The 15,377-nt window shown below is 62.6% G+C and carries 10 protein-coding genes; 3 read left to right on the plus strand and 7 right to left on the minus strand.

Going from position 1 to position 15,377, the window contains the following annotated elements:
• Positions 1–136: 136 nt before the first annotated feature.
• Positions 137–2,362 carry an alkaline phosphatase family protein gene (locus EP30_RS07375; protein ID WP_258185420.1) on the minus strand — a complete coding sequence of 742 codons (2,226 nt, stop codon included), beginning with the start codon at positions 2,360–2,362 and terminating at the stop codon, positions 137–139.
• A gap of 256 nt (positions 2,363–2,618) precedes the next feature.
• Between EP30_RS07375 and EP30_RS07380 the strand changes: the two genes are divergently transcribed.
• The gene (locus EP30_RS07380; protein ID WP_140557425.1) at positions 2,619–5,003 is read left to right on the plus strand and encodes a transglycosylase domain-containing protein; all 2,385 of its coding nucleotides are present in this window, start codon (positions 2,619–2,621) and stop codon (positions 5,001–5,003) included.
• Between the two features lie 294 nt (positions 5,004–5,297).
• On the opposite strand, the gene leuA is transcribed toward EP30_RS07380, so the two are convergent.
• The 3 genes from leuA to EP30_RS07395 form a co-directional block, all read right to left on the minus strand.
• On the minus strand, positions 5,298–7,217 hold the full coding sequence (gene leuA, locus EP30_RS07385) for a 2-isopropylmalate synthase (RefSeq protein ID WP_140557426.1): 1,920 nt from the start codon (positions 7,215–7,217) through the stop codon (positions 5,298–5,300).
• 325 nt (positions 7,218–7,542) lie between these two features.
• Entirely contained in the window at positions 7,543–8,385 is an 843-nt protein-coding gene (locus tag EP30_RS07390) for a response regulator transcription factor (RefSeq protein ID WP_258185421.1), read from the minus strand.
• Between the two features lie 72 nt (positions 8,386–8,457).
• Entirely contained in the window at positions 8,458–9,768 is a 1,311-nt protein-coding gene (locus EP30_RS07395; RefSeq protein ID WP_140557428.1) for a sensor histidine kinase, read from the minus strand.
• Between the two features lie 277 nt (positions 9,769–10,045).
• Here EP30_RS07395 and EP30_RS07400 point away from each other — a divergent pair, with 277 nt between their 5' ends.
• A complete protein-coding gene (locus tag EP30_RS07400) occupies positions 10,046–11,443 on the plus strand; it encodes a PspC domain-containing protein (protein ID WP_181160839.1) in 1,398 nt (465 codons plus the stop codon).
• A 70-nt stretch (positions 11,444–11,513) separates the two neighbouring features.
• Entirely contained in the window at positions 11,514–12,587 is a 1,074-nt protein-coding gene (locus EP30_RS11285) for a sugar porter family MFS transporter (RefSeq protein ID WP_140557433.1), read from the plus strand.
• Positions 12,588–12,753: 166 nt separating this feature from the next.
• On the opposite strand, the gene EP30_RS07410 is transcribed toward EP30_RS11285, so the two are convergent.
• The 3 genes from EP30_RS07410 to EP30_RS07420 form a co-directional block, all read right to left on the minus strand.
• Complete coding sequence (locus EP30_RS07410; RefSeq protein WP_094663187.1) at positions 12,754–13,380, minus strand: DUF5701 family protein; 627 nt, start codon at positions 13,378–13,380, stop codon at positions 12,754–12,756.
• A 241-nt stretch (positions 13,381–13,621) separates the two neighbouring features.
• On the minus strand, positions 13,622–14,692 hold the full coding sequence (locus EP30_RS07415) for an aspartate-semialdehyde dehydrogenase (RefSeq protein ID WP_140557436.1): 1,071 nt from the start codon (positions 14,690–14,692) through the stop codon (positions 13,622–13,624).
• Positions 14,693–14,746: 54 nt separating this feature from the next.
• Entirely contained in the window at positions 14,747–15,310 is a 564-nt protein-coding gene (locus EP30_RS07420) for an ACT domain-containing protein (protein WP_169713058.1), read from the minus strand.
• Positions 15,311–15,377 lie beyond the last annotated feature (67 nt).

Consider the following 15,377-nt stretch of genomic DNA (forward strand, 5'->3'; position numbering starts at 1 on the left):
CCGCTGGTGACGCAGAACGCAGACCCCCTAAAACACCTAAAACGAGACGGCCTTGCCGGGATATATCGAACTCCCGGCAAGGCCGTCTGCTGTTATATCAGTTGCATGCCGACGCCATTACGCCGACACCCCGCGCTCACTGCGCGGAGTTCTGCGTGTTCTGCCCCTCCTGCTGGCTGGCGGCCGCGGCGGCGAGCTTGCCGTTGACCATCGGCACCTCGCCCGCGTTCTTGGTGCCCACCGGCAGCTTGGCAGCCTCCTCGGCGTCTTCCAGCGCTTCGGTCTTGGGCAGCGACATGAAGTCGAGATCCTTGAGGTACCCCTTGCCGGCGGTGATGTCGTACTGGATGAGCCTGTAGTCCTCGAGCAGCTGCCGCGTCGCCTTGTCGGCCTGCGTGATGTCCACGCGGTTGCCGTCCTTGTCGAGGTACAGCGCCTGACCGTCGGGGATGCGCGACCAGCTCTGGATCTTGTTGACCACCGGCGGTTCCATCGCGGGCACCTTGTCGTGCAGCTGGGTGAGGAACGCCAGGTACGGGCTCACCTTCGCGTTCATGTGTTCGGCAGCCTGCGCCATGAAATAGTTCGGCGACGTGTATGCGGTGGTCGAATCGGGCAGTTTGGTGCCGTGCGATCCGGACGCCTTGTTCGACCAGATGAAGTAGTCGGTCTCGTGCAGCGCCACCGAATTGTCGGTGTTTTCCGAGGCGGACGCGTATGCGCCGGGCAGATGGTCCCCGTAGAAGATCACGGTGATCGGCTTGTCGATGTTGTCGAGCTGGTCGAGGAACGCCTTGGTGGCTTCGTCCGTGTATTCCACGCCCTTCGCATACGTCTGGATCTGTGTGGTCTCATCGAGGCCCAGCGGATCACCGGTGGTGCTCGTGGCCTGGAATTCGTTATTCGAATACCAGTTGTCGTAGCTCATATGGTTCTGCATGGTGAGCACGGACAGGAACTGGCTTTTGCTCGTGTCGATCTTCTCCAGCAGGCTCTGGTAGGCGTCGGAATCCTTCACATACGGCGACGAGTCGATCTTCGACTGGTGGGCGATCACGTCCGGTTCGTTCAACGTCCAGAAATGCCTGAACTTGAACTTCTTGTAGTTCGACGACCGTGAGTACATCGACGATTCGTACGGATGGAACGCCTCGGAATCCTTGCCGTCGTTCCACAGCTGATTGAACGTGGGCGTCCAGCCGAGTTTGGGGATCAGCTGCTGGTACGGGGAGCTGAGCGATGCGTCGAAGTTCGCCATCGACAGACCGGTCAGCGCCATGAACTCCATGTTCGCCGTACCGCCACCGTAGCCTGCGGACAGCATGAGACCGGACGTGGTCTGCGACTTGATGGCGCGCACGTTCGGCATCGGATCCTTGTTGAGCGCCAGTCCCGGCACTCGCGTCGGATCGGAGAACGATTCCGACAGCACCATGATCACCGTGCTGTCCTCAAGATTGCTTTCCCGGGTCTGATTGATCTCGTTGGCCGCCTGCGTGTATCGCTTGGCGACCTGAGCCATCGTCTTCTCCGAATAGTTCGCCGGCTCGTCCATGACCTTCGGATTGACGAATCGCTGGAAGCCGATCAGCGTGCCGTTGGCCTGCGCATCGATCACCGAATCCCACAGCTTCGGCGAATCGCCCAGCGTCTGCGCGAAGTTGTACGACCACGATCCGGTGTTGGCCAGACCGGCGGTGAACAGACCGAGGAACAGTCCCGGACATACGATGAGCACCACTCGCGCGACGGCGGTTTTCGCCCGACCGTGCAGATCGATGAATCCACGTCGTCCGTCACGCTGATGCAGCGAATAGCCGATCACGATCATGGCAAGGAAGAAGATGGCCGCATCCATGAATACGCGGGACGATCCCGTGGGGATGAACCCGAGCATGCTGCCGGCGTCGCTTTTCAGAAAGCCCAGATCGGATGGCTTGATCGTCTCGTATCGGACCATCACCTTGAACCGATCCGCGACGGCGCAGAACCCGACGATCGACAGAAACACCACCGATGCGATCCAGAACCGATTGACCAGCACGATCAGAATCAGATACACCACCGCCAGAATCAGCAGATTAAGCAGGAACTGATACTCGTTGCTCGTCCACATCTTGGAGATGAATCCACCGAACCCACGCAACGGTTCGACCGTCCACACGCTCCACTGCAGCAGGCCCACCGCGACGATGTCGACCATAAGGAAGGAGACGAGATAGAACCGCCATCCGAACGGCCTGGTACGGGGTCGTCGCAGGTCGAAGTCGGCGATGTCCACGTCGGACGAGTCGATCACGCCATCGGCGGAGGTATCCCCGGTGGTGGCCTCCATCTCGGTTTCTTCGCGTACCTCAGTCACTCGCGGCACTCCTTATCATCGTCGTCAGGTTAACGCCGGCTGACATTCTGATCAACAGGCAATTAAACACACCAACGTTAGCCCACCGAGTGGTCAGTCGCTACGCGGCGGATTGAATACCCCATGAACTTCCACAGCCCGGCGCAACACCGATTGGCAAAACACGCCGTGCAAACGCCCGAAAAACGTACGAATCCTATGAACATTCTCAAAATGCGCCATGAAATCGCAAGTTTTCGGGGGTAGCCTGACCCTTATGGCTTCTCAGACTCCTCGATCCATACGATCCGGCTCTTCGGCCGCGACCGGCGAAGCGGCATCGACCGTTCGCCCCTCCAGGCGACATAGCTCGCACAGGCCGCCGAAGAAGCAGAAGAAGCATCGTATCCTCAAGGGCTTCCTCATCTTCATCGCCGCATGCCTCGTGGCGGGAATCGGACTGTTCGCGTTCATGTACATCACCACCAAGGTCCCCAATCCGGAGGATGTGGCTCTGGCGGAGAAGACGCGCGTCTACTATTCCGACGGCACTACCGAGATCGGTACGTTCGCCGAGCAGAACCGAGACATCATCGACTGCTCCGTACTGCCCGACTATGTGGGCAACGCGATCGTCGCATCCGAGAACCGTACGTTCTGGACGGACCGCGGCATCGACATCAAGGGCATCAGCCGCGCACTCATCAACAACGTGACCAAGGGCACGCGCCAGGGCGGCTCCACCATCACCCAGCAGTACGCGGAACGCTACTATCTGGGCGAAACCACCACGTACAAGGGCAAGGTCAAGGAGGCGTTCCTGGCCCTGAAGATCGCACAGACCCAGGATAAGGACACGGTGCTGTGCAACTACATGAACACCATCTATCTGGGACGCAACGCATACGGCATCCAGGCCGCGGCGCATGCGTACTTCGGCAAGGACGCGAAGGATCTCACGCTGTCCGAGGCCGCGACGATCGCCGGCATCATCCCCTCGCCGAACAACTGGGATCCGGCCGTGAACCAGACGATGGCCCAGCAGCGCTTCGATCGCGTGCTCAACATCATGCAGGAGGACGGCTACATCACCGCTCAGGAGAAGAGCGAGGCGAAGATGCCCGACACGGTGCAGCAGTCCACCGACAACATCTATCAGGGCACCAAGGGCTACCTGCTCAAGATGGTGCGCAACGAACTCGTGGCGTCCAAGGCGTTCACCGAAACCGACATCGACACCGGCGGCTACAAGATCATCACCACGATCGACAAAACGCGGCAGGATGAGATGTACAAGGTGGTCAGCCCCACGGCCAATTCCGACACCGTGCCGGAGGGACTTGAGGCTGGCGGCATGAGCGTGAACCCGAAGGACGGCTCGATCATCTCGCTGTACGCGGGCGAGGACTACCTCACGCACAGCCTCAACAACGTGACCCAGTCCACGTTCGAGGTCGGCTCCACCATGAAGCCGTTCGCGCTGCTCGCCACCGTGCAGAAGGACGTGAACCTGAGCACCACGTTCAACGGCAACTCGCCGCGATCGTTCCCCGGACTCACCACGCCGATGAACAACGCCGGCGGCGTGAGCTACGGCTACATCGATCTGTACAAGGCCACCGCGAACTCCGTGAACACCGTGTACATGGATCTTGCGCAGCATCTCGGCTCGCAGACGATCATCGACACGGCCAAGACCGCGGGCATCAAGGGCACGATCACCGATGACTCCTATACGGTACTGGGCAATTCCGGCCTGACCGTATACGACATGGTGCGCGGCTACTCCACCATCGCCAATCAGGGACAGAAGGTGTCGCTACACATCGTGAACAAAGTGAACGACGGCAACAACAAGGCCCTGTACACGTCATCCACGTCGTCCGAGCGCGTGTTCGACGCGAACGACGTGGCGCTGGTGACCAAGGCCATGACCGGCACCATCCAGTCCGGTACGGGTAAGGAAGCCAGGTCGATCGGCATCACCATGGCCGGCAAGTCCGGTACGGCAAACGACAGCAAGGCGGCGAGCTTCGTGGGCTTCACGCCCTCCGTGCTCACCTACATGGCCATCTGGTATCCGGGCAGCGACGGCTCCGCACAGGAGGTCCCGACCTTCGCCGGCTACAGCCACGGTTCGGGATACCCGGCGCATATGTTCACCCAGTACATGAAGCAGGCGCTGGCGGATGCCAAGGATGAGGACTTCCCCGCCGCCAAGGACACCGGTACCATCGGCGGCCCCGACGGTACCTGGGGAACCGGCGGCAGGAAGAGCTCCTCGTCGTCCGGATCGTCGTCCGGCAACACCAGCAAGAACAGGTCCAACAGCACCGACACCACCGATGAGGGCACCTCCACCGGAACCGAGAACAGTGGCGGCACGGGAACCGGTAGCGGGACCGGCACTGAAAACGGCACGGAAACCGGCGGCACGCCGAGCACCGGAACCGGCGGCACCGGTGGCACCGGCACGGGCACCGGCACGGGCGGCGGCACGGGAACCGGCAACACCGGAACCGGTTCCGGAACCGGCAGCACTGAGAACGGTACCGGAACCGGCGGCAACACGGGCGGCAGCACCAGCGGTGGCACGGGAACCGGCAACACCGGAATCGGAGACGGGAATATCAGCGTTCCCGATATCAACATCGGCAACTGATCCGGAGGCTGGTTGTGAGTGCACGTTGATTGGTTGACTGGTTGTGCACGTCAACGAACATTCACAACCAGTCAACTGGTGCCAGCCGTCAAGTGCCAGCCGTCAAGTGCCAAGTGCCCGAGACATGCCCACAACGTCTACGCACACAGACCTAACGACTAACGACTAACGCCGGAGGGGCCGATCCCATTGCAGGATCGGCCCCTCCGGCGTTTTCATATCGTATTGTAGGCTCCTCAGCCGCCGCCCCGTCAAGCACGACGGAGCGCGGCATCGGCGGAACCTAACGGAACATCAGCGCTCGGAGCGGTTGACCGCGGAGATGATGGCCTTCAGCGAGCTGGTGATAATCGACGAATCGATGCCCACACCCCAGATCACCTGGGATTCGGGCTTCTCACCGATCTCGGCCTCCACGTAGGAAGCGGCCATGGCGTCGGTGCTGGCGGTCATCGTGTGCTCCACGTAATCCATCACGGACACGTCGATACCCAGCGAGGAAATCGCGTTGATGAACGCGGCGATCGGGCCGTTGCCCACACCGGACAGGTCACGCTCAACGGGTTCGGCATCCGGAGTGGTGCCGCGATCGAGCAGACGGGCCTTGAGCACGGTGTCGGAGCCGTCCTCACCGGACGAGACGGACACCTTGAGCAGCTTGAGACGACCCCACTGCTTCAGCGACTCATCGGACGTGTCGCCCACCACATGACCGGCCGCAGTGGTGCCGCCGGACTCCACCGGAAGGTACTCGTCCTTGAACAGGCGCCAGATGTCCTCGTCCTTGACTTCCTTCTTGGTGTCGTCGGCATACTTCTGCACGATCTTGTCGAACTCCACCTGCAGACGCTTCGGCAGGTCGAGGTTGTGGTTCGTCTTGAGCAGGTAGGCCATGCCGCCCTTGCCGGACTGCGAGTTCACGCGGATGATGGCCTCGTAGGTACGGCCGATGTCCTTCGGATCGATCGGCAGGTACGGCACGAGCCACACGAACTTGTCGAGATCGGCGTCGGCGCGGTCGGCAGCCATCTGACGGGCCTCCAGACCCTTCTTGATGGCGTCCTGATGCGAGCCGGAGAACGCGGTGAACACGAAGTTACCCGCGTACGGATGACGCTCGGAGATCTTGATCTGGTTGCAGTATTCGACCGTCTTGCGGATCTCCGGCACGTTGGAGAAGTCGATCTGCGGGTCCACGCCCTGCGTGAGCAGGTTCAGACCCAGCGTGACGAGATCGACGTTGCCGGTACGCTCGCCATTGCCCAGCAGGCAGCCCTCGACGCGGTCGGCGCCGGCCAGCACACCCAGCTCGGTGGCGGCCACGCCCATGCCCTCGTCGTTGTGCGGGTGCAGGGACAGCACGATGGCGTCGCGGTTCTTCAGATGCGTGGACACGTATTCCACCTCGTCGGCGAACACGTTCGGCGTGGTCATCTCCACCGTGGCCGGCAGATTGATGATCATCGGGTGCTCCGGCGTCGGCTTGATCACGTCGATCACGGCGTTGCACACCTCGACGGCGTATTCCGGCTCGGTACCGGTGAACGACTCAGGAGAGTATTCGTAGTACAGGTCGATGCCCTCGGCCTCACCCTCGAGATCCTTGCACAGTTCGGCGGCGTCGGTGGCGAGCTTCTTGATCTCCTCGCGGTTCTTGCGGAACACGACCTCGCGCTGCAGCACGGAGACGGAGTTGTAGAAGTGCACGATGGCGCGCTTGGCGCCGCGAAGCGCCTCGTAGGTGCGGCGGATCAGGTGCTCACGGCACTGGGTGAGCACCACGATGGTGACGTCGTCGGGGATCAGTTCACGCTCGATGAGCATGCGGATGAAGTCGAAGTCCGTCTCGGACGCGGACGGGAAGCCCACCTCGATCTCCTTGTACCCCATGGAGACGAGCAGGTTCCAGAAGCGCAGCTTGCGTTCGGAATCCATCGGATTGACCAGTGCCTGGTTGCCGTCGCGAAGATCGACGGAGCACCAGCGCGGCGCACGCTTGAACGTCTTGTTCGGCCATGTGCGCTCAGGGAAGCTGAACGGCACCTGAAGTTCGTAGGATGCGTACTTGTTGTACGGCATGCGACTCGGCTTCTGCGGGGAGCCGATGAAACGAGCCGGAGGCAGCAGCGGGTCGTTGTTCCCTCCGTTGGATGCCGCCGCAGCAGCTGCAAGATCGAATACCGATTCCACGTCGGGGTTGTGATCCTGGCCCATATCTTCCTCCTTTTCTGATTGTTGTGGTGTAACCAAAATTCCAGTCTACAAGCCGGCAACAACAGAAACGCTGGGGGTTTACACTCCTCCCCATTCCTTAGTGTGATCACACTATCGTGGCCAATGCCCCCCAAACGTTGAAATTCCAACACCCGCATTTTTTAGTGTGATCACACTACAGAGGGAGCGGTCTCATTTTTGGTGGTGTATCTCACTTTTCGGCTGTTCAGTTGCTTATGAAACGTTTCAGTTGCTCATTGGCCAGTGCCCGGCACCGGTGCCCGGCGGCCATTGCCCACTGGCCGCTGACCACCGGTGCCGTTCCTCAGACGATGCGACGATAGGCGGCCCAGCGGGCGAGCTCGCCGCGGTTGGAGAGCTGCAGCTTCCGCAAGACCTTGGAGACGTGCGTTTCCACGGTCTTGACCGAGATGAACAGTTCGGCGGCAACCTCCTTGTAGGAGTAGCCACGGGCGATGAGCCGCATGACCTCCTGTTCGCGCGGGCTGAGCACGTCGATATCGATGTCGTCATCGGGTACCGGCGTCGCAGTCGGCGTCGGCTGTGCGTAAGGGTTGTAGTCGGCGCTCGGGTCGGGCGTGGCACCCTGAACACCGCCCTGCGGACTGCCCGGGCCGAGCGCATTGAGCACGAATCCGGCCAGCTTCGGACTGAACACCGCATAGCCCTCCGCCACCTGATGAATCGACGCGATGAGGTCCGGCGCGGTGATCGTCTTGGTCACATAGCCGCGGGCGCCGGCACGGATCACCGCGCCCACGTCGGTCGGCGAATCGGATACTGACAGCGCCAGATACAGGGTGTGCGGCGCATACGGCATGCTACGCAGAATGATCTCGGACCCGCCGCCGCCCTCGCCGCCGGGCACATGCACGTCGAGCAGCACCACGTCAGGACGGGTTTCGGCGATCATACGGACCGACGACTGCACGTCCCCCGCCTGTCCGACGATCTCAATGTCGTCGGAGCCGGCGGTGATGGCCGCGATCACCCCCGCACGAAACAGATCATGATCATCAACCACGCCGATGCGCACGGATCGTTTGACTGCCGTATCCGACTGGATTGCGGTCGTCTTGGGCGCCGACTGATCCGACTGTGCCAACCGACTTGACTGTGCCGCATCCGTCCCCATTGACTGCGTCATTCCCCGTTCCTCCTTGTCGTTCCTCGACATCATTCCTCACCTTACTGCGCCGCCGGACCGCGTCACGTTTCCTTACCGCTGCAACGGCTGGGAAAGACGGACCTCCGTACCCCAACCGGGCCGCGAGACGATCTCGGCCGTGCCCCCAGACCGCCGCATGCGGCCGATGATCGACTCCTTGACCCCAAGGTGCCCGGCCGGCAATGCGTTCACGTCGAAACCGTCCCCGTGATCGCGCACGAACACCTGTACTTTGACATCGTTCGCCTCCATATAGACGGAGATCGGCGGAGCGCCATGCCGGGCCGCGTTGGTCATGGCCTCGGCGGCGGCATCGAGCAACGACGATAATTCCTGCACCGTCGCGCATTCGCCGACAGTCACCACATCGATCGGGCGCTCGCACGAGTCCTCCACATTGGCGACGACGCGTTTGAGTACGCGGGAGAACGGTTCCGGAGCGGCGGCATTGCGCATGGATGCGGCCGGGATAGACGCGGTCACGGACGCGTTCGTAGACGATGCCGACGGGAATGCCGGCCGTTGAGGGATCGGCGAGGTACTAGGAAATCCCGCCCCGGATGCCATTGCCGCAGCGCTCATACCAACGGGTCCCGCACCCGAAGACGCCGCTGCCGCGGATGCCGCGGTGGATTCCGGATCGCCGTACAGCCATTCGCGCAGTTCACGTTCCTGTGCGCGGGCGAGCGCCGCCACCTTGGCGGAATCCGACGATTGCAGTTGGATCAGGGCGAGCGTCTGCAGCACGGAGTCATGCAGTCGTGCGGCGATGTCGGCGCGGAGTTCCTCGCGGGCGGTCTGTGCCCGCTGCTTGCCCAGATCGGCGATCAGGCTGATCCACCAGGGGGCGATGATGACGGCGAGCGCCGCGATCATGACGAGTCCGGCGAGCGCGCCTTTAAGCAACGTTCCCAATTGCATGGTCAGGCTGAACATGACAAGGACGCCGGCGATGGTGACGGCGATGCTGCCCGCGGTCACGACGATGGCGAATCTGCCGGTGTGGACTTCGGGGTGGAGCCGGTCGTCCATGATGAAGCTCATCTGTGCCCATCCGACGGCCACGCCGACGAATACCAGGGCGAGGCCGAGCACGATCTGTATGGGCAGCCCGGAGAGGATCCCCCAGACGCCCAGTCCGACGGCGAGTACGCCGATCAACGCGATGACCACACCGATGGTGGCCGGCCGGACCGGTCGGGTGGCGTTGGCCGCACGGCTGGCGGCGTCGACGAGCGAACTCAGCGTGGTGCGGCGCAACGGTGAATCGAATACCGGAGGGGTTGGCGGGGTCTGTGATGGCCTGGGATCCTGCCGATCCGTCGGCGGCTGCGTCGGCGGTATGCCATGCTGACCGTTCATTCACATCCCCCTTGCATATCTTCAGTTGCGGATCACCGTCATGATCATCACGAGTCGTCATGATTCAGGAACGACGATCGGTGTCGTCGCGGTTATCCTGCACTCCAGCGTAGCAATGCCGTTCGGGGTGATATGGGGGATTCGGGGTGCGTCCCCCATGGTTCAGGGTTCTTTCAGGGTGTTCCCCCATAGCGGTCGACACGATTCTGCGGTGGAATGGAATCAACAAGGAATCACGAGCGAACGATCCTCTGGGATCCTCAGGGAGATGAGCATCATGACGTCAAGCAATCCATTCAATCCGAACCAGTACGCCAATCCGAATCCGAACCCTCCGGCGGGCAGCCGGTTCTTCAACTGGGTCCGTTCGCTCGGGCTCCGTCGCAGCACCAACCGCTGGGTGGGTGGTGTGTCCGGCGCGATCGCCAACCGTCTCGGCTGGGATCCGCTGATCATCCGCATCATCTGGTTCGCGTTCTTCTGCGCGGCCGGATTCGGCGCACTGCTCTACGGTCTGGCATGGTTTCTGCTCCCCGACGAGCGTGACGGCACGATCATCGCCGAGGACGCGCTGATCAACGGCCGGTTCCCCGCGCCGTTCTGGATGTCGATCCTGTTCATGCTCGTCGGCTGCCCCGGCAGTGTGTTCGCCGTGCCGTTCATTTCGATCCCGCTGTTCGTGGCGCTGATCGTCGCCGCGATCCTGCTGTACAACCGCGACCAGAACAAGAACCCCGGAGGCAGTCAGCCGAATCCCGACGCCGGCCCCGGCCCCGATTTCGGAGGATTCGGTGGCAGCGCAACCGGCCCCGTCAACCCGACCAACTCAACGAACCCGACTCCGATGGGAGGTCCTGCAATGCCCACGCCGAATCCGACCCCCAACACGCCGGGCGCGAGCTACGGTCCGACGCCGCAGCAGCCGTTCACGCCGCAACCCGGCCCGGCTCCGTACTACAACACCGCGCCGCAACCCGCACAGCCCACCGTGATCTACCGCCGCAAGCCCGCCGGCCCGGTGGTGGTGGGCGTCGTCTCCGGCCTGATCCTGCTGTCGCTGGCCGGCCTCATCGCGCTGATGGCGTTCGGTCGTCACTTCGAACTGCCGAACGTGATCACGATGGTGTCCCTCTGGATTCTGGCGGTCACGTTCCTGCTCGGCCTGCTTACGATCGTCGTCGGTTTCACCGGCCGCAAGTCCGGAGGCCTGATTCCACTGACGATCGTGGCGCTGATCGCCTCGATGTGCGCGTACGTCGCCCTGCCCGGCGCGAACTATGTGGCCGGATCGACCTACGGCACCGAAGTGACGTTCTCCGACCGCACCTACCGTTCCGATGATCTCGACACGTTGCAGAGCACCGGACTGGATATCGCGTTCTCGTCCGTCGAGCTCGACCTGACCGACTGGAGCAGCACCCATCCCGGGTCCAACTGCCCCACCGGCGACCTGGGCCTTGACATGGCGTTCTCCGATCTTGAGATCGAACTGCCCGCCGGGTGCCAGGTCGTGTCGAACGTCGACAGCACGCTCAGTTCCACCATCAACTACGGCGCACTGACGACGTGGGAAAACGCCGATTCCGATACCGCACTTGTGCTCACCGGCGACTCGGCCTTCTCCAACATCTCCGTCGACACGTCCCATAGCCGTTTCAACGGATACGACGACTGAGCCGTTGCGCACGATCATCACACACGCAGTCATCAGTAATTTCGACAACGAGATTTTTTAAGGAGACATCATGACCACCATCGATCCGCAGAATGATCAGAAGACAACAGTGCTGCCGGTCGGCGGCAACGGCACGGCTGATGGCAATGCCGTGGTCAACGGCAACGGCACGGTCGGCGATTCAGCCAGCGAGGCGCCCACGCAGACGCTCGACCCCGATCGCATCAAGGCGCAGAACGCACCGACGGAGACCATGCCGCCGGTGGGCGCAACGCCGATCGCCAGCACGACTGACGGCAACGACAGCACCTCGAACATGACCGACGCGGCCGGCAATACCGACGTCGTCGATGCAACCGTCCCTATCGCCAGCGCCGATAATGTGGGCAATGGCGATACCGCCGACACGCTGCCGACGCAGCCGATCGTCGGCAAGCCCGATGTGACGCTTGCCGGAACGGAATACGAGCAGCCGGGCCCGTTCTCGCCGGAGGCCACGCCGTCGTCGGTGTCCGAGGAACCTCTGCCAGCTGCCGAAGGCCCTGCAACCGCGCCCGCCGCCCCCGCTTCTCCAACGCCGTTCCCCACACCGGCACCCATGCCGAACCCAACGCCCATGCCGAACCCAACGCCCGCACCCGCACCGATCCCGGAGCAGGCATGGTCCGCGTCGCCGGAGCAGCCGATGAATCCGCAGCAGGCCGCGTGGAACCAGCAGCAGGCCGCCGCGCAGGGCTACGCGAACGAGGCCCAGCGCAACAACTACCCTGGTTCCGGCAATGCCGCTCAGGCCACGGCGGGCCCGCAGTATCAGAACTATCCGGGCTGGAACCAGTACGCGCCGAACATCGGCCAGCAGTATCCACCGCGCATCGAATATCGTAAGGGCCCAAGCACGCCCACGATCATCTGGGGCGCGCTGATCGCACTGTTCGCGCTCGGCGGGCTCGGCGGCAGCTGGCTGTTCGGATTCTCCATGTCGTTGAGCATGTGGACGATCTTCGCAATCGTCGCACTGGTGGTCATGGGCGTCACGCTCGTGATCGGCGGCGTCGCCGCCGCCATGCGACGCAGGAACGGCAACGGCAACGGACGCACACCGAAGACGCGCGCACCGGGCGCGACGGGAGCCCCGAAGGCCTGATCGGCGGTGTCAGACATCACGGCCTGAACCTCGAACGTCACGGGCGGAGTCTCCCGCCAACGATTCCGCTCCCCACCCTCAACATCGAACGCCGTGTCCACGACTCTTATGACTCCATATGGGGACACGGCGTTTCATTTGTCGAAAACGGCAGGCAGCCCATCACTCACAGGTAGTGGAACAGCGACACGCCTCGACGACCCATGCAGTAGGCGTTGCCCAGCCACGTGTGCTTGCTGGTGGGCCATACGGCACCCAGTCGCGGCGCGTTCTGGCTCATCCAGATACTGGGTACACGGCCGTCGGCGCTGCGCGATCCGAGCAGGTTGAATCCGTTCTTGTGCACCAGCCAATCGGGATGCTGGGTGGCGATGGCGAGACCCTCCTCCAGCGTCAACGGCAGCCGACCGTCGGATTCGACGAGCTTGCGCGCGATGTCGGGCTCACGATTCGTGTATCGGGTGCCGGTGTGCGGGTCCACGACGATGTAGAACGGGCCTTCCGGCGGCTCGAAGCCGTCCTGCGGTAGGAAACTGGCGATGTCGCGCGGCGGCATGGTGGTGAATCCGGCCATGCGGTTGATGCTGGTTCGCGCGATCAGCGATTCCGGGGACACGAGTTCGCGCGTGGGGACGAGAAGAATGTTGGCGCCCAGATCGGATTTGGCCAGGGCGTTGATGATCGGCGTGGCGAGTGCACGGAATGCGGCGGCCGTCATATCGGCCACGTCGGGGTATCCCAGCGCCACGATTCGGTCGAGCTGCTTTTGCGCTTCCACGGATGCTTCAGACATATCCCCAGTATCTCAGCCGGGCAGACATCCGCAACGTCGGTCGGCCTGTTGCGGGATGACGTTGCGGGCGGTCCGGACCGATCTCGACGTCATCCCAGACGAACGGAAACCGATTCCGAACAGACACGAACCAACAAGGACACAAACAACACAAACGATCGGCTCCCCGTTACGCAATCTGTGCAATCGCGCAACGGGGAGCCGATATGCCAATCCGGTGGCTGCCGGCGTTGGCCAGAGATCAGAGCTGATCGGCGAAGTGCTTCTTCGCCACGATCTCCGCAAGTTCGATGGCGTTGAGTGCGGCGCCCTTACGAAGGTTGTCGTTCGTGATGAACATGGACAGGCCCTTCTTGCCGTCCACGGCCTGATCCTGACGGATGCGGCCCACAAAGCTCGGGTCCTTGCCGGCGGCGAGCTGCGGGGTGGGGATGTCGTTGAGCTCCACGCCCGGGGCCTTGGCCAGCACCTCACGGGCCTGATCCGGGGTCACGTCCTTCTCGAACTCGGCGTTGACGCTCATGCCGTGCGAGGTGAACACGCCGATGCGCACGCAGGTGCAGCTGGCCTTCAGGTTCGGCAGGTGCAGGATCTTGCGGCTCTCATTGCGCAGCTTCTGCTCCTCGTCGGTCTCCTCGCTGCCGTCGTCCACGATCGCGCCGATGAACGGCACGGCGTTGAAGGCGATGGTGCGCACCACCTTGGTCGGCTCGGGGAAGTCAATGGCGGAACCGTCGAACACCAGCTTGTCGGCACCCTGCTCCACGGCGGCCTTGGCCTCGTTCATGAGCTGCAGCACGCCGGCGCGGCCGGCACCGGACACGGCCTGGTAGGAGCTGACGATCAGACGCTTGAGACCGAACTCGTCGGACAGCGCCTTCATGGCCGGCATGCATGCCATGGTCGTGCAGTTCGGGTTGGCGATGATGCGGTCCGGAACGTCGTCCAGATCCTCGGGGTTCACCTCGGCCACGACCAGCGGCACGTTGTCGTGCATACGCCACTGGGAGGAGTTGTCGATCACGTAGGCGCCGGCCTCGGCGAACTTGGGCGCCCACACCTTGGAGGTGCCGCCGCCGGCGGAGAAGATGGCGATGTCGATGCCGGAAAGATCGGCCTTGGCCACGTCCTCCACGGTGATGTCGTGACCGCGCCAGTTGAGCACGGTTCCGGCGGAATGCGCGGACGCGAGGAAACGCAGATCCTTCACCGGGAAGTTGCGCTCGTCAAGGATGCGACGCATGACCATGCCCACCTGTCCGGTGGCACCCAGCACCGCTACGTTCACGCCTTTGTCATTGATCTGTACCATTGTGTGGCTCCTTTTTCTTCCGGCTGTAACGTCGTCTGGTTCAATCGACGCGAATCAGCGGCCGGTGCCGCCGTAGACCACGGCCTCAACCTGGTCGGCGTCGAGATTGAACTTGGTGTGGATGGCGCGCACGGCGTCGTCGAGGTCCTCGAGCGGCACCATGGCGGAAATGCGGATCTCGGAGGTGGAGATCATCAGCACGTTGATGTTCTTCTCGCTCAGCGCGCGGAAGAAGGTGGCAGCGATGCCGGAGTGGGTCTTCATACCCACGCCCACGAGCGCGACTTTGCCGACGGCGGTGTTGAAGTCCACGGACTCGTAGCCGATTTCGTCACGCTTGGACTCAAGGACGTTCTCCACGTCGCGGATCTGCGATTCGGAGGCGGTGAACGACACGTCGGCGGTACCGGTGGATGCGGCGGCCTGCACGATCATGTCGACGTTCACGCCGGCGTCGGCCAGCTGCGTGAAGATCGACGCGCACATGCCCGGACGGTCGGGGATGCGACGCAGCGTAATCTGCGCTTCGGAACGGTCGTGCGCGATACCGGAGACGATCGGATCCTCCGGCCCGAGATCGGGGAAGAGATCGCCCATGGACTGGTTGTCGTTGCTCATTGTTGTCACCTTTACGTTTACGTGATTGTCGTGGTTCGTGATTGTCGTGTTGTTGTATGGCTTGGAT

This window comes from Bifidobacterium sp. UTCIF-39, assembly GCF_006408715.1.
In the GTDB taxonomy this organism is placed as follows: domain Bacteria; phylum Actinomycetota; class Actinomycetes; order Actinomycetales; family Bifidobacteriaceae; genus Galliscardovia; species Galliscardovia tissieri.